The organism is Mucilaginibacter sp. PAMB04168 (assembly GCF_039634365.2).
Taxonomy (GTDB): Bacteria; Bacteroidota; Bacteroidia; order Sphingobacteriales; family Sphingobacteriaceae; genus Mucilaginibacter.
The window spans coordinates 1,430,866-1,450,254 of record NZ_CP155079.2; the positions used below are offsets into that span (position 1 = coordinate 1,430,866).

The 19,389-nt window shown below is 43.0% G+C and carries 19 protein-coding genes and 5 tRNA genes; 20 read left to right on the forward strand and 4 right to left on the reverse strand.

All coding sequences use genetic code 11. From position 1 onward, the window contains the following. Positions 1 to 119: 119 nt before the first annotated feature. Positions 120 to 824 carry a dienelactone hydrolase family protein gene (locus ABDD94_RS06180; RefSeq protein ID WP_345955114.1) on the reverse strand — a complete coding sequence of 235 codons (705 nt, stop codon included), beginning with the start codon at positions 822 to 824 and terminating at the stop codon, positions 120 to 122. A 122-nt stretch (positions 825 to 946) separates the two neighbouring features. Between ABDD94_RS06180 and ABDD94_RS06185 the strand changes: the two genes are divergently transcribed. The 3 genes from ABDD94_RS06185 to ABDD94_RS06195 all read left to right on the forward strand — a co-directional run bounded on the left by ABDD94_RS06185 (position 947) and on the right by ABDD94_RS06195 (position 3,560). Then, positions 947 to 2,017: an NADH:flavin oxidoreductase/NADH oxidase gene (locus ABDD94_RS06185; RefSeq protein WP_345955115.1), complete on the forward strand. Its 1,071-nt coding sequence runs from the start codon at positions 947 to 949 to the stop codon at positions 2,015 to 2,017. A 41-nt stretch (positions 2,018 to 2,058) separates the two neighbouring features. Beyond that, on the forward strand, positions 2,059 to 2,481 hold the full coding sequence (locus ABDD94_RS06190; protein ID WP_345955116.1) for an OsmC family protein: 423 nt from the start codon (positions 2,059 to 2,061) through the stop codon (positions 2,479 to 2,481). A gap of 491 nt (positions 2,482 to 2,972) precedes the next feature. Continuing rightward, positions 2,973 to 3,560, forward strand: coding sequence for a DUF4230 domain-containing protein (locus ABDD94_RS06195; RefSeq protein ID WP_345955117.1), 588 nt, complete (start codon positions 2,973 to 2,975; stop codon positions 3,558 to 3,560). A 225-nt stretch (positions 3,561 to 3,785) separates the two neighbouring features. On the opposite strand, the gene ABDD94_RS06200 is transcribed toward ABDD94_RS06195, so the two are convergent. The 3 genes from ABDD94_RS06200 to ABDD94_RS06210 all read right to left on the reverse strand — a co-directional run bounded on the left by ABDD94_RS06200 (position 3,786) and on the right by ABDD94_RS06210 (position 7,701). Beyond that, positions 3,786 to 4,886: an AI-2E family transporter gene (locus ABDD94_RS06200; protein ID WP_345955118.1), complete on the reverse strand. Its 1,101-nt coding sequence runs from the start codon at positions 4,884 to 4,886 to the stop codon at positions 3,786 to 3,788. 109 nt (positions 4,887 to 4,995) lie between these two features. Next, positions 4,996 to 5,889: a tetratricopeptide repeat protein gene (locus ABDD94_RS06205; RefSeq protein WP_345955119.1), complete on the reverse strand. Its 894-nt coding sequence runs from the start codon at positions 5,887 to 5,889 to the stop codon at positions 4,996 to 4,998. A 330-nt stretch (positions 5,890 to 6,219) separates the two neighbouring features. Further along, positions 6,220 to 7,701, reverse strand: a complete 1,482-nt coding sequence (locus ABDD94_RS06210) for a glycine--tRNA ligase (RefSeq protein WP_345955120.1) — start codon at positions 7,699 to 7,701, stop codon at positions 6,220 to 6,222. Between the two features lie 207 nt (positions 7,702 to 7,908). On the opposite strand from ABDD94_RS06210, the gene ABDD94_RS06215 reads away from it, so the two are divergent. From ABDD94_RS06215 to rpoB, 17 genes are all read left to right on the forward strand, one after another. Continuing rightward, a complete protein-coding gene (locus tag ABDD94_RS06215; RefSeq protein WP_345955121.1) occupies positions 7,909 to 8,436 on the forward strand; it encodes an adenine phosphoribosyltransferase in 528 nt (175 codons plus the stop codon). Between the two features lie 132 nt (positions 8,437 to 8,568). Then, the gene (gene rpsU / locus ABDD94_RS06220) at positions 8,569 to 8,760 is read left to right on the forward strand and encodes a 30S ribosomal protein S21 (RefSeq protein ID WP_345948392.1); all 192 of its coding nucleotides are present in this window, start codon (positions 8,569 to 8,571) and stop codon (positions 8,758 to 8,760) included. 71 nt (positions 8,761 to 8,831) lie between these two features. Further along, positions 8,832 to 9,725, forward strand: a complete 894-nt coding sequence (locus ABDD94_RS06225) for a tyrosine-type recombinase/integrase (RefSeq protein WP_345955122.1) — start codon at positions 8,832 to 8,834, stop codon at positions 9,723 to 9,725. Between the two features lie 13 nt (positions 9,726 to 9,738). After that, positions 9,739 to 10,089 carry a ribosome-associated translation inhibitor RaiA gene (raiA, locus tag ABDD94_RS06230; RefSeq protein WP_345948390.1) on the forward strand — a complete coding sequence of 117 codons (351 nt, stop codon included), beginning with the start codon at positions 9,739 to 9,741 and terminating at the stop codon, positions 10,087 to 10,089. Positions 10,090 to 10,247: 158 nt separating this feature from the next. After that, positions 10,248 to 10,320: transfer RNA gene (locus ABDD94_RS06235), tRNA-Thr, on the forward strand. Between the two features lie 98 nt (positions 10,321 to 10,418). Continuing rightward, positions 10,419 to 10,499 (forward strand) — tRNA-Tyr (locus ABDD94_RS06240). Positions 10,500 to 10,573: 74 nt separating this feature from the next. Continuing rightward, positions 10,574 to 10,646, forward strand: a tRNA-Gly gene (locus tag ABDD94_RS06245). An 85-nt stretch (positions 10,647 to 10,731) separates the two neighbouring features. Continuing rightward, positions 10,732 to 10,803, forward strand: a tRNA-Thr gene (locus tag ABDD94_RS06250). 57 nt (positions 10,804 to 10,860) lie between these two features. Further along, a complete protein-coding gene (gene tuf / locus ABDD94_RS06255) occupies positions 10,861 to 12,048 on the forward strand; it encodes an elongation factor Tu (RefSeq protein WP_345955123.1) in 1,188 nt (395 codons plus the stop codon). 137 nt (positions 12,049 to 12,185) lie between these two features. Further along, positions 12,186 to 12,256: transfer RNA gene (locus ABDD94_RS06260), tRNA-Trp, on the forward strand. Between the two features lie 19 nt (positions 12,257 to 12,275). Further along, positions 12,276 to 12,470, forward strand: a complete 195-nt coding sequence (secE, locus tag ABDD94_RS06265) for a preprotein translocase subunit SecE (RefSeq protein ID WP_345948388.1) — start codon at positions 12,276 to 12,278, stop codon at positions 12,468 to 12,470. A 14-nt stretch (positions 12,471 to 12,484) separates the two neighbouring features. Then, a complete protein-coding gene (gene nusG, locus ABDD94_RS06270) occupies positions 12,485 to 13,027 on the forward strand; it encodes a transcription termination/antitermination protein NusG (protein ID WP_345948387.1) in 543 nt (180 codons plus the stop codon). A gap of 125 nt (positions 13,028 to 13,152) precedes the next feature. After that, positions 13,153 to 13,596, forward strand: a complete 444-nt coding sequence (gene rplK / locus ABDD94_RS06275; protein ID WP_345948386.1) for a 50S ribosomal protein L11 — start codon at positions 13,153 to 13,155, stop codon at positions 13,594 to 13,596. Positions 13,597 to 13,699: 103 nt separating this feature from the next. Next, positions 13,700 to 14,398 carry a 50S ribosomal protein L1 gene (rplA, locus tag ABDD94_RS06280; protein ID WP_345948385.1) on the forward strand — a complete coding sequence of 233 codons (699 nt, stop codon included), beginning with the start codon at positions 13,700 to 13,702 and terminating at the stop codon, positions 14,396 to 14,398. Between the two features lie 2 nt (positions 14,399 to 14,400). Next, the gene (gene rplJ / locus ABDD94_RS06285; protein WP_345948384.1) at positions 14,401 to 14,922 is read left to right on the forward strand and encodes a 50S ribosomal protein L10; all 522 of its coding nucleotides are present in this window, start codon (positions 14,401 to 14,403) and stop codon (positions 14,920 to 14,922) included. A 59-nt stretch (positions 14,923 to 14,981) separates the two neighbouring features. Next, positions 14,982 to 15,365, forward strand: a complete 384-nt coding sequence (gene rplL / locus ABDD94_RS06290; protein ID WP_345948383.1) for a 50S ribosomal protein L7/L12 — start codon at positions 14,982 to 14,984, stop codon at positions 15,363 to 15,365. A gap of 150 nt (positions 15,366 to 15,515) precedes the next feature. Continuing rightward, positions 15,516 to 19,319 carry a DNA-directed RNA polymerase subunit beta gene (gene rpoB / locus ABDD94_RS06295; protein WP_345948382.1) on the forward strand — a complete coding sequence of 1,268 codons (3,804 nt, stop codon included), beginning with the start codon at positions 15,516 to 15,518 and terminating at the stop codon, positions 19,317 to 19,319. Positions 19,320 to 19,389 lie beyond the last annotated feature (70 nt).

Below are 19,389 nucleotides of genomic sequence, written 5' to 3' on the forward strand. Positions count from 1 at the left end.
TATTTATCCTAATTTAGTTATGTCACCTCAAAGAGCAGGGAGAGGTCTTTTCGAAAACAAATTAATCGCATCTGAAAGATTCTCATTAACACTGGAAATGACAGGTCTATCTATTATAACTAATTATTCTTCAAAAAAGCCAGCGTGAGCGCCCATGCTTCTTTTGATGCGGCTTCGTTGTAGCTGGCACGTTCATCGCAGTTAAAACCATGGTCGGCGTAGGAGAACTTTACGTTCACATAATCCTTGCCGGCGTTTTCTACCGCTTGTATTATATTTTGGATGTTTTCGGGCTTGATGTGCTGGTCTTTGCCGCCCCAAAAAAACAGATGACGGCCGTGCAGGTCTGGCGCTTTGTCGGCCAACTGATCTACGCCACCCCCGTAGTAGGATACGCCAGCTTTAAGCGGCAATATGGCGTTGGCTAAAAACGATACGCGCCCGCCCAGGCAATAACCTACGCTGTAAATCTTATCTTGGTCAATCGGCTGTTGGGTAAGCCATTGGTAAGCGGCCTGTAAGTCGGCTGTTAGTCCTTCGGGCGTTAGTGCCTGCATGTGCGGCATTACGGCCGGAAAGTTGTCATAGCTGCCCTCAAATTTTTCGGGGCCTGTACGGTGAAACAGCTCGGGCGCTATGGCTATGTAGCCTTCTTGTGCAAAGCGTTCAGTTACTTTACGTATATGGCCATTTACGCCAAACGCCTCCTGTAAAACAATAATGGCCGGTGTACCGGCGCTAGTGGTATATGGTTTGGCGGTGTAGGCCAGCATGCTGCTACCATTGGCTATGTTCAAACTAACGTATTGCGTTTTAATGCTCATGATTTATCAACTGTAAAGCTTATGTAATTGTTCGGCTATATTATCATTTCAATTTCAAGTATTGGTATATCTGTTCAAACACTAATTTGTTGCGTGGGTTATTGCTATACATTTGGGTTACAATGAAAACGTTATTCACACCTCTAAAAATTAAAAGCGTAGAGCTTAAAAACCGTATAACTGTATCGCCCATGTGCGAGTACTCCAGTGAGGATGGCTTTGCTAACGACTGGCACCTGGTACATTTGGGCAGCATGGCCACAGGTGGTGCCGGGTTAATTATTACCGAAGCAACGGCTGTATCGGCCGAGGGTCGCATCACCTTTGCTGATTTAGGCATATGGAAAGATGAGCACATAAGCCGCCTTAAACAAATCATAGATTTTATAGAACAGCAAGGCTGTGTAGCCGGTGTACAACTTGCACATGCCGGCCGCAAAGCCAGCCATAGCGAACCCTGGACCGGCGGTAAGCAAATACCAAGCGATCAGGCAAATGGATGGTTAACCGTAGCTCCAAGCGCCCTGCCGTTTACTGATGGGGAAGAAGCGCCTGTGGAATTGGATAAAGCAGGTATTGAAAAAGTAAAGGCCGATTTTAAAGCGGCAACCCTGCGTGCCGTTGAAGCTGGATTTAAAGTGGCCGAATTACATGCTGCACATGGTTACCTTTTGCACCAGTTTTACTCACCGTTAAGCAACCAGCGTATCGATGAGTATGGCGGCTCGTTTGAGAATCGCATACGGCTGTTACTGGAAGTTACGGAAACGGTACAGGAAGTTTGGCCGAAAGATTATCCTTTGTTCGTACGCATCTCGGCAACCGACTGGGCAGAAGGTGGCTGGACGGCTGAGGATTCGGTGAAGCTGGCTGTAATTTTAAAAGAAAAAGGTGTAGATTTGATTGATTGCTCAACCGGCGGTAACGTAGCCAAAGCAAGCATACCAGTTAAACCTGGGTACCAGGTGCAATTTGCAGAACAGGTAAAACGCGAAGCCGGTATACTAACCGGTGCTGTAGGTTTAATTACCACGGCACAACAGGCCAACGATATTATACAAAAAGAACAAGCCGATTTAGTGCTCTTTGCCCGCGAAATGCTGCGCGACCCGCATTTTGCATTGAGGGCTGCACATGAGTTAGGAGAAAGCGTAAAATGGCCAGTGCAGTATGAGCGCGCCAAATGGCATTGATTTTTATGAGAACTAATTTTTAACCCATAACTACTTAAAACATGAAACGCACAGCAACCGCCCACTGGAATGGTACCTTAAAAGATGGCAGTGGCCACTTAACCACCCAAAGCACTACTTTAAATCAAACACAGTACTCTTTTAAAACCCGTTTTGAGCAAGGTGTAGGCACCAACCCCGAGGAGTTGATTGCAGCCGCACATGCCGGTTGCTTTACTATGGCCGTTGGCGCTGCTTTAACTCAGCAAGGTTTTACCCCGGGTAATTTAGATACCGCCGCCGTGCTTGATTTAGATATGGCTGCCCTGAGCATAACCGGAATTCATCTTGAACTCAAAGCCGGTACTATCGAAGGCGTATCTGAAGAGCAGTTTAAGGCTGTTGCTGAAGATGCCAAAAAGAACTGTATAATATCAAAAGCGTTAAGCGTGCCTTTTACGCTCAATGTAATTTACGGCGTTTAATAACACGTAAAAGCATATATAGGTCATACTGACCTTTATAATCTAGCCATGCCGGGTAAAGTTTGGTCTTTATCCGGCATGGTTGTTTATAAGCGTCCCAGAGCTTTATAGCTATCTGAGTTTGTTTAAATCAAGGCAATCACTCACTGACTCCATCGCTTCAGAAGCAGCATGCCCGGCAACATGGTTGTGTGGTCATTATATTTAATTATATCTTTTATCTTTTCTGTTGGTGCACACGCCCAAGCGCCTAATATATCGTATACTGACCTGCAAAATTATGATGTTGACAAAGTAATTTGGTTAATGCCTGTTAACACAGCTCACTGCCGGATGGGGTTTATTAATTACGTTATAGATCCAAAGGCGGGTGAGCCAGTACTATCGGGCTATGTAACTATTATTAGGTAGTTTAAACTATGTTGGTTGCGTGGGGTCTAAACAATATCGCACTAAAAAGGCTTTACAGTAATAGCAAATCCATTCAAATCATGACCCGTTCCAGAACGCCCCTTACTTTGATCGCCTCACTTGTCATCATTGGCTTTCTTATCTTCCTGTTTTTTTACATGAAGCACCAGTTTACGGCCGTACGTACCGAAGTGACCGAAGATGTAATGGTAGAAAAGATAACCAGCATGGGTAAGCTTGAACTGGTTAAGTACAGTATGAAAGATGTGCTCGAAAAAAAGCAGATACATACCCTGCTGCCTGATGAGCGGGTGCTGTTTGTAGCTGTAGGGGAGGTGACCGCCTGTATTGATTTAACCAAAGTGCGCAAGCAGGATATTACCCGCGACAGCTCGGGCAACCGCATTACAGTAGTTTTGCCACAGCCCGAAATTTGCTATACTAAGCTGGATCATCAACGATCAAAAGTATATGACGTAAGTGGAGTGATACTGCCAAGTACCACCAAGGCCATGATAGAAGATATTTACAAACTTGCCGAAAAGCGGCTGGGCGATAATGCCCGCGAAATGAACATCACCGGCAAAGCCCGCGAAAGTGCGCAGACTATCTTTAAGCCATTGTTGGAAGGTGTATCAGGCAAAACAGTGGTACTTAAATTCAGATAACGCCTTGCAGTGATGATCTCTTGCTGCGTTGATGCTGCTCAAACAAGTGTTCGACTTTTGTTGGGCTTTCAATACCCGCTGATTCAAGGTTCTAGCGCTCAGTAATAAGGTTGCGTCAGTGAGTTGATCGTTGTTAAGTATAAAAAGACGGGTTCTGCATCTTCAGGGTGTTCAACCGTGTTATGCCAACAGTTTAATTGAACACCCCAGTTTTCCTATTGACTTTTATTGTGCCGGGGTACTTACCCGTTGCCTGCGACGTAGCCATATCTGCCCTATATTTCGGGTAGGTACGTTATCGCCCAATAGTTTACCCCAGGGTTTCAGGTCGTCTATACGGTCGAATACGATTTTGAGTACTGCAATAAAAGGTATCGACAAAAACATACCCGATATGCCCCATAATGCGCCACCCAGTAAAACAATGATAATGGATATTAATGCATTGATCTGAACTTTCGACGAAACGATTTTAGGGACCAATATATTGTTATCAATAAACTGAATGAAAAGATAGGCGGCTATCACCAGCAACTGTGTGGTATAGCCGTCTTTAGTTACAGTAGCCATTAAAATAGGTAAAGCTATGGCAATTAAGCCGCCAATGTAAGGTAGCATATTCAGCAAAGCGCCTATTACGCCCAACAATATGGCATAAGGAACCCCGAGTATTAAAAGAGCAGCAGAGTTAAGGATGGCCACAATTAAAGTTTCGGTTAGCAGGCCTACAATATAGCTTTGAATGGCTGCCTTGGTTTCTTGCAAAATTTCGGCTACCCTCGCAGAGTTTTCTTCCGAAAATACTTCGAAGAGGAAGTTGATGATTAAAGTTTTGTACAATAGCATAAGGAACACATAAACCGGAATAAGGAACACCAAGCTTAAAGTACCTAAAACCGTGTTGATGGTTTGGCCAACCAGGGCCTTACTGTTATTAACGGTATCTTTAATAAACTTTCCCTGCCGCTGGGTATCCACACCAAAATGCTGAAAGATGAATTTTTGAACATCAGTAACTACTTGCGAAAACTTACTCTTCATAGCCGGTACAGTGGAACCGAATGAGGCTAATTGTGCTGAAAGAAAATAAAATATACCGCCAATAAATACGATGGCAATGAGCATCGATATAACAATAGACAGTACCCGGGGCACACCTATCTTTTGCAGGCGGTTAACGAGCCGGTTCAGTAATATGGCAATAAAAGCTGCAAAAGCCAGCGGTATCAGTATATCGGCCAGGGTTGATAACACATAAACAAATAGAATAAGCCCGAATAGTATAACCGTGGCCTGAAGGTAAAATGGGTATTGCTTGGTTTGCATAATGGTACGTAATACTTACATAAGCAATAACAGCCTGTAAAGTTTTGAAATAGCAAAAGCTACCTGTTTAGGATAGCTTTTGCTATTAAATGCCGTGTTGCTTTAGTACTTATTTATTTGTGCCCGAAGTATTGATGTTGATATTATATTGCTTAGCTTTCTTCATAAAGGCATCCTCCTGGTTATTAGCTTTCATTTTAGTGTATACATAAGCAACCAATTGCTGGCTGTCTTTAACATAGGCCGAATTATTTTTTGCGTAAAGCAGGTGTGCTGTAAAAATATCATCTAAAGCAACTTCATAGTTAGCTGCAATAGCCTGAAGTTTACCTGCGCCAAAGTAGCCCTCTGCATCCTGCGGGTATAGGTACTTTAGCTTATTATACTGGTTTAAGGCCTCGGTATTGTTGTTATCATAGGAGTATACCGCTGCCAGATTTTGCAACGCCAGGTTACCTGCCGGGAAAACTTCAAGCGATTTTTGGTAATATTTGATGGCGGTTTTATAGTCTTGTTTTTTTCGGTAGCAGATGGCTATGTTATCATAAGCATAGGCAAACTTAGGGTCGAGCTTTACTGCTTTTTCATAAGCTGCAATAGCCTCATCCCATTTTTGGGCCTCCATTAAATTGCCGCCATTACTATAAAGCTTTTTGGCTTCGGGGTTGGCCGACAAGGCTTCATAGACTTTCATCTGTTCTTCATTATACCCCTGCCTGTAAGTTGGGCAACTGCTATACACTTCCTTTTGTACACTGGTAAGGAAACTGCGCATACCTTCAACGGTTGTTGGTACTTTAGTACCACTTTTCATCCCTTCTGATAGCGCTTGTGCACCAGATTTACTCAGGCACGAATCGGCCCGTTGCTTAAAAGGCAGGCTTTTTAAACTATCGAGGCATCCGCAGGCCAGGTTCTGAGCGCGGGCTATTCTGGTGTCTTGTGCTTTGCTATTGCCAGTGCAAAAAATAGCGGCAATAAGGAAGCTGAAAAATATTTTCATGTTTTAATAAGGTTTGTTTGAAGTACCACAAAAACTTTGATAAAAGCAAGTGATAAAAAAAGCCCAATGATAACCATCACCAGGCTTTTTGTGAAATTATAATTTGGTTACTGCTGCTCGCATAGCCACTGTACGGCTCTAGTCGAATGGCAATGAGAGCAGCCCGGAGATCGTGCGGGAATTACTTAAATATAAGACCTAGCATTTCGAGTATTAACGAAAAATCTTAAGCGATGAGCTAACAAAAAAGACCTGTCACCATGGTTGGGGATGACAGGTCTTAACAAGTATGCTATTCAAAGCCGTCCTTTGACGAGTGCTTGGGGTTTGTTATTGCAATACGTTCTTCCAGCTTACCAGATCGCCGATGATTTTATCCAGTTGGTCGGCCGGAACGCGTTCCTGGGCCATGGTATCACGGTGACGGATGGTTACGGTATTATCTTCCAGCGTTTGGTGATCTACCGTAATACAGAATGGCGTGCCTATGGCATCCTGGCGGCGGTACCGCTTGCCAATGGCGTCTTTCTCTTCGTACTGCAGGTTAAAGTCCAGCTTGAGGGTGTCCATAATCTCTTTCGCTTTTTCGGGCAAGCCATCTTTTTTGGTTAGAGGGAAAATAGCGGCTTTAACCGGCGCCAGGCAAGGGTGTAACCTTAATACGGTGCGGCTGTCCTGCTTTTCATCGGTGCTCAAGTCTTCTTCCTCGTAGGCATTCATCAACGTAAGCAGGAACATGCGGTCTAAACCTATGGATGTTTCAATTACATAGGGTATATAGTTGCCATAAGGTTTGCCGGTTTCAGGATCGGTTTCCGGATCAAAATATTGCATTTTTTTACCCGAAAACTCTTGGTGTTGGCTTAAATCAAAATTGGTACGGCTATGTATGCCTTCCACTTCTTTGAAGCCGAACGGAAATTCAAATTCAATATCAACAGCAGCATTGGCGTAGTGCGCCAACTTGGTATGGTCGTGGTAGCGGTATTTTGCATTGTGGGTACCTAAGGCCAGGTGCCACCTCAAACGGGTTTGTTTCCAGTGCTCATACCATTGCATTTCGGTGCCAGGACGAACAAAAAATTGCATTTCCATTTGCTCAAACTCGCGCATGCGGATGATGAACTGACGGGCAATAACCTCATTACGGAAAGCCTTACCAATTTGTGCAATACCGAATGGGATTTTCATCCGGCCCGATTTCTGCACGTTCAGGTAGTTTACAAAGATACCCTGTGCAGTTTCGGGGCGCAGGTATACTACGTCAGAGTCATCGGCCACTGCACCCATTTGGGTGCTAAACATTAGGTTAAACTGGCGTACCTCGGTCCAGTTACGGGTGCCGCTTACCGGGCAGGCAATTTCGTGCTCAATAACCAGTTCACGCAGGAGGGGCAGGTCATCGGCTTTCATGGCTTTATCCAGTTCAATTTGCAACTGCTCAGCCTGGTCGGTTTTGCCGTCTTTATCATAACGGTCTATCTTGTCTTCTAGCAACTGGTCGGCACGATAGCGCTTTTTAGAGTCCTTATTATCAATCATAGGGTCGCTAAAGCCGTCTACGTGACCGCTGGCTTTCCATATTTTAGGATGCATAAATATGGCCGAGTCGATACCCACAATGTTCTCGTTTAGTTGCACCATACTCTTCCACCAGTAAGTCTTGATGTTGTTTTTCAGTTCGGCGCCGTTTTGGCCATAATCGTATACGGCGCTTAAGCCGTCATAAATTTCACTGGATGGAAACACAAAACCATACTCCTTAGCATGGGCAATCACATTTTTAAACAGTTCGTCGGTATTTTTACTCATAGCGCGTCAAAGATAGCGGATTTTTTGACGTGCAAAATGTTTGATGTGTAGATATGCAAATGTGCGGATGTGCGAATTACACAAATAGAAAATGGAATGAGCTATCCTGTTTGTTCCAGATACATTTGCCATAGTATATCACTTCTGCACACCGAAAATCATCTGCAGATTTGCATATCCACACCTCTGCACATTATCTTTAACCCCATGATTGAGCAGCAAATTAAGAACGCAATACGTGATGTACCCGATTTTCCTAAGCCAGGTATTGTATTTAAGGATATTACCCCTATCCTTAAAGACCCTATATTATGCGAGCGTATTGTTGAAGCTTTTGCCACCCGTTTGCAGCATGTAAAGATTGATGCAGTAGCAGGAGTGGAGAGCCGCGGCTTTTTATTTGGGTTACAACTGGCAGGCAAACTGGGCGTTCCTTTTATTCCGGTACGTAAAGCCGGTAAACTGCCTTATACGGTAAAGCAAAAAGTTTATGAGCTGGAGTATGGCACCGCTACTATTGAGTTGCATACCGATGCTTTTGCCCCCGGACAGCATATATTAATACATGATGATTTGCTGGCCACCGGCGGCACCGTTATTGCTACTACCGAGCTGATCAAAGAAATGGGCGGCATTGTAGCAGGATTTAGCTTTGTGGTAGGGTTGGGCTTTTTAAAAGGCAAAGAGAAGATTGCGCCTTTGAGTGATAAATTGGTCGTATTAGCAGAGTATTAAATTTTTGCACCTGCTGTAAGTGCCAAGCCTGCACATCTTTTGCACATCAATACAATCTTTAAAAAAAGGTATTAAAAATCAAAACCTTATACTTACCTTTGCCTTCCCTGAAAGGAGGTATTTAGAAGGATTATGATTATTATCAATGTAAAAGACGGCGAATCGTTAGATAAAGCCCTAAAACGTTTCAAAAAGAAATTTGAGAAAACCGGTGTTTTACGCGAACTGCGCAGTCGCCAGGCTTACGAGAAAAAATCAGTTACCCGCAGAAATGTGGTGAAACACGCCATCTACAAACAAGGCATGAATCAGGAAACAGTTTAATTTAAACTTCCTGTTTTGATATATTAAAACTATTTGTACTTTGCCCATCCGGCATTGCACAAATAGTTTTTATGTTTTTAGAGCAGTTTATAGCCTACATCAAGTATGAGAAACGTTATTCGCCTCATACGGTTGCTGCTTACGAGTCTGACCTGACTCAATTCTATCAATTCCTCAATCATCCTGATGTTATTATTGCGCATCCATCTGAGGTAACGCATCACCATATCCGTAACTGGATGGTAGAGCTCATGAATCAGAAGCTCACTAGCCGGTCAATCAACCGCAAGGTGGCCACGTTGCGTAAGTATTTTAAGTTTTTACTGGAAAACCAACACATAACGGCCTCACCCACAGGTCGTATACAAACACCAAAAATAGCCAAACAACTGCCTGTTGTAGTAGAGGAGGAGAAGCTGTCGCGTATGCTGGACAGCGACCATGTTTTTGAAGCCGATTTTAAAGGCGTGCGCAATAAGTTAGTGATAGAGCTGCTGTTTGGTACCGGTATGCGCTTGGCCGAGCTGCTGGGTATCACAGAGGCGGATATTGACCTGTACGAAGGCACGGTTAAAGTGCTGGGCAAACGCAATAAACAACGCATCATTCCGCTTAACCGAGAACTGCAGCAATTGCTGCAACATTACCTGGTGTTAAAGAAAAGTGAAATTTTTGATAACAATTCGTTAAAATTAATCGTTACCAATAAAGGAGCCGATGCTTACGCCAAAATGGTATACTTGATAGTGCATAAATATTTAAACTACATATCCACTCAGGACAAGAAAAGCCCGCACGTGCTGCGGCATACGTTTGCAACAAGCTTATTGAACAAAGGTGCAGACCTTAATGCAATTAAGGATCTGCTGGGGCATGCCAGCCTGAGCGCTACTCAGGTGTACACCCACAACTCCGTTGAACGACTTAAATCTATTTATAAACAAGCCCATCCAAAGGCTAATTAACAAGGAGGAACATATGAAAATTACTGTTCATGCGATTCATTTCAGTGCAGACAAAAAGTTGATTGATTTTATTCAGAAAAAAGCTAACAAGCTAGAACAGTTTAGTGACAGTATAACCAGCGGCGACGTTTTTTTGCGACTGGAGAATACTGGCGAGGATGAAAATAAAATAACGGAGATTAAGTTGTTGATTAAAGGCAACCAGTTGTTTGCCCGCCACCAATGTAAGAGCTTTGAGGAGGGCACAGACCTGGCAGTTGAGAGTTTACGCAAGCAAATTCAGAAGCATAAACAGAAACAAACTGCTATAACAGACGAAGCCAGAAAAGTAAATACACTGGCTGTCGAAGACGAGGAATATTGAAAATCAGCACAATACAAATAATAGAATCAGCAGGTTTTTAACCTGCTGATTTTTTTTTGAAAAATATTTTGCACGGGTTTAAATTTGTGTAGATTTGCATTCCCTTTCGGAGAGGTACTTAACGAAAAGGAAACGGTTCTTTAAAATATAAAAATTAAGCCTCCTTAGCTCAGCTGGTAGAGCAACTGACTTGTAATCAGTAGGTCATTGGTTCGATTCCGATAGGGGGCTCAAGTTTAAATTTCGGATTTCGATTTTTTTTAAATCAGGGTGTTGAGATTTACGGTTAATCCGGAATCAAGCATCTATGTCATCCGAAATCAAGCTCTGGGGAGGTACCAGAGCGGTCAAATGGGGCGGACTGTAAATCCGCTGCTTCGGCTACGAAGGTTCGAATCCTTCCCTCCCCACAATTTAGTTGGCAGTTTTAAGTTATTAGTTTGCAGTTGCTGCCAGCCAATAACTGAAGACTGCCAACTTTTATGCGGAAGTAGCTCAGTTGGTAGAGCGATAGCCTTCCAAGCTATAGGTCGCGAGTTCGAACCTCGTCTTCCGCTCTGTTTCCAGTTAGCAGCAAGCGGTTCGCAGCAGTCGGTTAATACCCGACAACTGAAAATTGGCAACTGAAAACTAAATGAATAAGCCGACGTAGCTCAGGGGTAGAGCACTTCCTTGGTAAGGAAGAGGCCAAGGGTTCAAATCCCTTCGTTGGCTCGGCGTATAAAAAACGACAATTAAAAAGTAAATTAACCTACAAACATTTTATAAATCATGGCAAAAGAAAAGTTTGACCGCAGTAAGCCGCACTTAAACATCGGTACAATCGGTCACGTTGACCACGGTAAAACAACCCTTACCGCAGCTATTACAAAAGTATTGGCTGATGCAGGTTTATCTGAGGCTCGTTCTTTCGATTCAATCGACTCGGCTCCTGAAGAAAAAGAACGTGGTATTACTATCAACACTGCACACGTTGAGTACTCAACTTCAAACCGTCACTACGCACACGTTGACTGTCCAGGTCACGCTGACTATGTGAAAAACATGGTTACTGGTGCTGCCCAAATGGACGGCGCTATCCTGGTAGTTGCTGCAACTGACGGTCCAATGCCACAAACTCGTGAGCACATCCTGTTAGCTCGTCAAGTAGGTGTACCTGCTTTGACAGTTTTCATGAACAAAGTTGACATGGTTGACGATCCTGAGTTATTAGAATTAGTTGAAATGGAAATCCGTGAATTATTATCATTCTATGATTTCCCTGGTGATGATATTCCAGTAATCCAAGGTTCAGCTTTAGGTGGTCTTAACGGCGAGCCTAAATGGGTTGAAAAAATTATGGATTTGATGAATGCAGTTGATAGCTACATTCCAATTCCTCCACGTTTAACTGATCTTCCATTCCTGATGCCAGTTGAGGACGTATTCTCAATCACTGGTCGTGGAACTGTTGCTACCGGCCGTATTGAGCGTGGTATCATCAACTCTGGTGATCAAGTTGACATCTTAGGTATGGGTGCTGAAAACTTAAAATCAGTTGTTACTGGTGTTGAGATGTTCCGCAAAATCCTTGACCGTGGTGAAGCAGGTGATAACGTAGGTTTATTGTTACGTGGTATTGAAAAAGAAGCCATCCGTCGTGGTATGGTTATCTGTAAACCAGGTTCAGTAACTCCTCACACCGATTTCAAAGCAGAAGTTTACGTATTATCAAAAGCTGAAGGTGGTCGTCACACACCATTCTTCAACAAATACCGTCCGCAGTTCTACTTCCGTACCACTGACGTAACTGGTGAAATTTCATTGGCTGAAGGCGTAGAAATGGTTATGCCAGGTGATAACGTTACAATCACTGTATCGTTAATCAACGCTATCGCAATGGAAAAAGGTTTACGTTTCGCTATCCGCGAAGGTGGCCGTACAGTAGGTGCTGGTCAGGTAACTGAAATCTTAAAATAAGACCTAGCCCTCAACCCCTAACAGGGAAGAAAAAGGTATAGGTTAATTTATAAACAAAGTACTTGGCTTTATTGCCGGGTACTTTGTTTTAATAACTTGAAAAGAATTCTTAAGCCTATTAGGTTTAGGATTAACAAACGGGAATAGTTCAACGGTAGAATAGAGGTCTCCAAAACCTTTGATCAGGGTTCGAATCCTTGTTCCCGTGCATTTAAGTAATTCAAAAAATGTCTGCAGTAGCTGAATATATCAAAGAATCTTATATCGAGTTAACCGAGAAAGTAACCTGGCCAACCTGGCGCGAGCTGCAAAGCAGCGCTATACTGGTGCTGGTTGCTGCTTTAATTATCGCACTGGTTATCTTCGGTATGGATCAGGTTATTAGCTACGTTTTAAGACTGTTTTATAGTTCACTTGCCTAATTAGTAAACGAAAGATGAGTGATCAGTTAAAGTGGTATGTGGTTAGGGCCGTTAGTGGTAAAGAAAAAAAGGTAAAGCAATACATTGATGCCGAGGTTAACCGCCTGGGTATATCACACCTGATACCACAGGTACTAATACCAACCGAAAAATATTACCAAATGCGCGATGGCAAGAAGATTGCTAAAGAGCGTAACTACTTCCCTGGCTATGTAATGGTTGAAGCCGCGCTTGATGGCGAGCTTGAACACATTATCAAAAATATCAACAGTGTAATAGGTTTCTTGGGTGATAAAGCTGGCAATGCTATACCATTGCGCCAAGCCGAAGTAAACCGTATACTGGGTAAGGTTGACGAGATGGCCGCGCAAGGCGAAACGGTAAACGTACCTTATTATGTAGGTGAGAACGTTAAAGTAATGGACGGACCGTTCAATGGCTTTAGCGGTGTAATTGAAGAGGTTAACGAAGAGAAGAAGAAGCTGAAGGTTATGGTTAAGATATTTGGCCGCCGAACGCCGCTAGAGTTAAACTACATGCAGGTAGAAAAAGAATAATCAGAATAAATTTGCATTCAGCCCGTAAAGTTCATATCTTTGCGGGCTGAATTTTTTATGTTCAGCGCTTAAATGTTACATTGCTTCCAACTTACTAACATTAAGTACATTAAATTTTATTAAAGATGGCAAAAGAAGTCGGTGCGTTAGTAAAACTACAAGTTAAGGGTGGCGCTGCAAATCCATCACCTCCAATTGGGCCTGCATTGGGTGCAAAAGGTGTGAACATTATGGAATTTTGCAAGCAATTCAATGCACGTACTCAGGATAAACCTGGTAAAGTGTTGCCGGTAGTAATTACTGTGTATACCGATAAGTCATTCGATTTTATCATCAAAACCCCTCCGGTTGCAATCCAATTGTTGGAAGCCTCAGGTTTAAAAGGTGGATCGGCCGAGCCAAACCGTAAAAAAGTTGCCAATGTAAATTGGGAGCAGGTTGAAACGATAGCTAAAGATAAAATGCCTGACTTAAACGCATTCACAGTAGAATCGGCCATGAAAATGGTGGCTGGTACTGCTCGCAGCATGGGTATTACCGTATCTGGTACAGCACCCTGGAACAACTAAATTTCGGACGCTGGATTGATGATTTCGAAATTCATTTTTAGTTCCGAAATCTAAGATCCGAAATCCGGAATAAATTATTTAACACACAAATCAGTTTAAGACAGTGGCTAGATTAACAAAAAATCAAAAAGCAGTACTATCCAAAATTGAGGCTAACAAAGCATACTCTTTACAGGATGCAGCCAGCTTAGTAAAGGACATTACCACTACTAAGTTTGACGCATCTGTTGATATAGACGTACGTTTAGGTGTTGACCCGCGCAAAGCCAATCAAATGGTGCGTGGTATAGCAACCTTACCTCATGGAACCGGTAAAACTGTACGCGTTTTGGTGCTTTGTACTCCTGATAAGGAGCAAGAAGCAAAAGACGCCGGTGCAGATTACGTAGGTTTGGATGACTACATCGCTAAAATAGAAGGCGGATGGACTGATGTTGACATTATCATCACAATGCCAAGCGTAATGGCTAAGGTAGGACGTTTGGGCCGTATTTTGGGTCCGCGTAACCTGATGCCTAATCCTAAATCAGGTACAGTAACTCCAGAAGTGGGTAAAGCTGTAAATGAGGTTAAAGCTGGTAAAATCGATTTTAAGGTTGACAAAACCGGTATCATTCACGCCTCCATCGGAAAAGTATCTTTCCCTGCTGAAAAAATTTATGAAAATGCTTTGGAAGTATTGCAAACCATTTCAAAATTAAAACCATCAGCAGCAAAAGGAACATATTTCAAGAGCATTCACGTCTCTTCAACTATGTCTCGCGGAATCGAAGTTGAAACCAAAACAGTAGCGGGGATCTAATCATGAATAAAGAAGAAAAATACGAACTGGTTGAAGCTCTAACCGAGCAGATCAAAGAGTATGGTAATTTCTATATTACTGATACTGCAGATTTAACCGTTGCTAAAGTTAACGACATCCGTCGTAAATGTTTTGACAACGACATTACCATGCAAGTGGCTAAAAACAGCTTGATTAAAAAAGCTTTACTAGCTGCCGAAGGCGATTATGATCAATTATTCGATTCGCTTAAAGGAACTTCAACAATCTTATTCTCTAAGTCAGCAAAAGCTCCGGCCAAACTGATCAAAGAATTAAGAAAACAAGGTGATAAACCAGTTCTGAAAGCGGCTTACGTATATTCTTCAGCATTTGTAGGCGACAGTCAGCTTGATGCACTGTTGACCCTTAAATCAAAAGAAGAATTGGTTGGCGAAATCATTGGCTTATTGCAATCACCTGCTAAAAACGTACTTTCTGCCCTTCAATCAGGCGGAACTACTATTGCAGGCTTGGTAAAAACATTACAAGAAAGAGAAGGTTAAGCGTACACCTTAAGGGCGCATTTACAAAACAAAGTATTAAAAGTAAAATTTAGAATAAAATGGCAGATTTAAAAGCGTTTGCTGAACAGTTGGTAAACTTAACAGTAAAAGAAGTTAACGAATTAGCTCAGATCCTGAAAGACGAGTATGGTATTGAGCCTGCTGCTGCAGCTGTTGCTGTTGCTGCGCCGGCTGCTGGTGGTGGCGATGCTGCTCCTGCTGCTGCTGAGCAAACTGCGTTTGACGTTATCTTGAAAGAAGCTGGCGGTCAGAAGTTAGCTGTTGTTAAGTTAGTAAAAGACTTAACCGGCCTTGGTTTGAAAGAAGCTAAAGACTTAGTTGATGGTGCACCTAAAGAAGTAAAAACTGGTGTTGCTAAAGACGAAGCTGAATCTTTGAAGAAAGCCTTAGAAGAAGCCGGAGCTGTAGTTGAGATTAAATAATTTATCTCAATAGAGCCCTTAAGCATAAGACTCCGACCTGTATTTGGTCGGGGTCTATTGCCGTTTATAACGTTTTGATTTTTGTTTGAAGTTCAGGAACAACTTTAAATAAACCAATAAGAGTTTAATCCATATTAAAATTATAATCCCTTGGCAAACAAAAATAATCAAAGAGTGAACTTTGCAACCAGCAGGCACGTCCTCGACTACCCTGACTTTCTGGATGTTCAGTTGAAATCTTTCCAGGAATTTTTCCAGCTGGAAACCACTTCAGACAACCGTCATAAAGAAGGCTTGTTTAAAGTGTTTGCCGAAAACTTTCCTATCTCCGATTCTCGTAACATTTTCGTGTTGGAGTTTTTGGACTATTTTATTGATCCGCCACGCTACGATATTCAAGAGTGTATCGACCGTGGTTTAACTTACAGTGTGCCTTTAAAGGCAAAGCTTCGCCTTTCATGTAATGATGAAGAGCACGAAGACTTTGAAACCATTGTACAGGATGTGTACCTGGGTACCATTCCTTACATGACGCCAAAAGGTACCTTCGTTATTAATGGTGCTGAGCGTGTAATCGTATCGCAGCTGCACCGTTCACCTGGTGTGTTCTTCGGCCAAAGCCGCCACACCAACGGTACTAAATTATACTCTGCCCGTGTTATACCTTTCAAAGGTTCATGGATAGAGTTTGCTACAGACGTTAACAACGTAATGTATGCCTACATTGACCGTAAAAAGAAATTCCCGGTTACTACCTTGCTTCGTGCTATCGGTTACGATTCAGATAAAGACATTCTGGAGTTATTTGAACTGGCTGATGAAGTGAAAGTAAGCAAATCTGGCCTCAAGAAATTTGTTGGCCGCAAGCTTGCTGCAAGGGTGCTTAAAAAATGGGTGGAAGACTTTGTGGACGAGGATACCGGTGAAGTGGTGTCTATTGACCGTAATGAGATCATCCTGGAGCGCGAAACCATACTGAATGATGATAATATTGATCAGATAATCGATGCAGGTGTAAAGAGCATTATCCTGAACAAGGAAGATGCATCTACCAGCGGCGATTATACCATTATATATAATACATTACAGAAAGATACTTCGAACTCTGAGAAAGAAGCGGTTGAGCACATCTACCGCCAGTTACGTAACGCTGAACCACCTGATGAGGAAACTGCTCGTGGTATCATCGATCGTTTGTTCTTCTCAGATAAAAGATATGACCTGGGCGATGTGGGTCGTTACCGCATCAACCGTAAACTGAAGCTGGATACATCAGACGAGATTAAAGTATTAACCAAGCAAGATATTATTGCCATTGTTAAGTACTTAATTAAATTGATTAACTCTAAAGCTGAGGTGGATGATATTGACCACTTATCAAATCGTCGTGTACGTACGGTAGGTGAGCAATTGTACGCACAATTTGGTGTTGGTTTAGCACGTATGGCACGTACCATCCGTGAGCGTATGAACATTCGTGACAACGAGGTGTTCACGCCAACCGACCTGATCAACGCGCGTACCTTGTCATCAGTAATCAACTCATTCTTTGGTACCAACCAATTATCTCAGTTCATGGATCAAACCAATCCGTTGGCTGAGATTACACACAAACGCCGCTTGTCGGCGCTTGGCCCTGGTGGTCTGTCTCGTGAGCGTGCCGGTTTTGAGGTACGTGACGTGCACTACACGCACTATGGTCGTTTGTGTACCATTGAAACACCAGAGGGACCGAACATCGGTTTGATCTCTTCACTATGTGTGCATGCCAAGATCAACAACCTGGGCTTCATCGAAACGCCATACAAACGTGTGGATAACGGCGTGGTTGCAGTTGATGAGCCGGTAATTTACTTATCTGCAGAGGATGAGGATGGTAAAACCATCGGTCAGGCTAATGCGGTGTATGATGATAAAGGTGTGTTTGCTACGCCACGCGTAAAAGCTCGTTTTGAAGGTGACTTCCCGATTATTGAGCCTGAGCGTTTGGATTATATGGACATTGCACCAAACCAGATCACTTCGATTGCAGCGTCATTGATTCCGTTCTTGGAGCATGATGATGCTAACCGTGCGTTGATGGGTTCGAACATGCAACGCCAGGCCGTGCCACTTTTACGCCCTGAGGCGCCAATTGTAGGTACTGGTTTGGAAGGCCGTGTAGCGAAAGATTCACGTACGCTGGTTAACGCCGAAGGCGATGGTATTGTTGAGTATGTAGATGCCAACGAGATCCGTATCAAATATGACCGTAACGACGATGACCGTTTGGTGTCGTTTGACGAGGATACTAAAGGTTACCGCCTGATTAAGTTCCAAAAAACAAACCAAAGCACTACCATGAACTTGAAGCCGATTGTTAAAAAAGGCCAGAGGGTTGAAAAAGGACAAGTGCTTTGTGAAGGTTATGCCACACAAGATGGTGAGCTGGCTTTAGGTCGTAATATGAAAGTAGCGTTCATGCCTTGGCAAGGATATAACTTTGAGGATGCGATCGTGATTTCTGAGCGTGTGGTATCACAGGATATTTTCACCTCATTACACGTTGAAGAGTTTGAGCTTGAAGTTCGTGACACTAAACGTGGTGAAGAGGAATTAACACCAGATATCCCTAACGTATCAGAAGAAGCTACCAAAGACCTTGATGAAGACGGTATCATCCGTGTAGGTGCTGAGGTTAAAGAAGGCGATATTTTGATTGGTAAGATTACCCCTAAAGGCGAGTCTGACCCTTCACCGGAAGAAAAGTTGTTACGTGCTATCTTTGGTGACAAAGCGGGCGACGTAAAAGACGCTTCTTTGAAAACTCCGCCTTCAATTAGCGGTGTGGTTATCGATACCAAGTTATTCTCTCGTGCTAAAAAGACTTCAAAAGCTGAGGAAAAAGCACAGTTAGAGAAACTGGACGCTAAACACGATAAGGCTATAAAAGACCTTAAAAATCGTTTGGTTGATAAGTTATTCGAGATTGTAAATGGTAAGACCTCACAAGGTGTTTACAATGTTTACAAAGAGCTGTTGGTGCCAAAAGGTGTTAAATTCACTCAAAAAACATTAACTGAGCTTCCTTACGAAAACATTAACCCAACCAAGTGGACAACTGACGACGATAAAAACGATCAGATTAAGTTGTTACTGCATAACTACGGTATTAAGGTAAATGAAGAGCTGGGTGCTTACCGTCGCGATAAGTTTGCCATTAGTGTAGGTGACGAGCTTCCGTCGGGTATAGTTCAAATGGCTAAAGTTTACATCGCTAAAAAGCGTAAGCTTAAAGTGGGTGATAAAATGGCCGGTCGCCACGGTAACAAAGGTATCGTAGCGCGGATTGTACGTGACGAGGACATGCCATTCCTGGAAGACGGAACACCGGTTGACATCGTTCTGAACCCACTGGGTGTACCTTCGCGTATGAACTTGGGGCAGATCTATGAGACTGTGTTAGGTTGGGCAGGTAAAGAGCTGGGCATTAAATTCGCTACTCCGATTTTTGATGGTGCAACCTATCAGGAAGTGGAAGACTGGATTGCTAAAGCAGGTTTACCGGCTACCGGCCGTACTTACTTGTATAATGGTTTAACCGGCGAACGTTTTGACCAGCCAACCACAGTAGGTATCATCTATATGCTTAAACTGGGTCACATGGTTGATGATAAGATGCACGCCCGTTCAATCGGACCATACTCATTGATTACGCAACAGCCGCTGGGTGGTAAAGCTCAGTTTGGTGGTCAGCGTTTTGGTGAGATGGAGGTTTGGGCTCTGGAAGCGTTTGGTGCTGCCAACATTCTACAAGAGATCCTTACTGTAAAATCGGATGACGTAATTGGCCGTGCCAAAACTTACGAAGCCATTGTTAAAGGCGAAAACCTGCCTACACCATCAGTTCCTGAATCATTCAACGTATTGGTTCACGAGTTAAGAGGTTTAGGTTTGGATATCACATTAGAATAAAATTGATTAGTGAGGGATTGGATGAGCAGTCATCCAATCCTTTGTTAACTTTTATGTGCAAGAAAAGTGC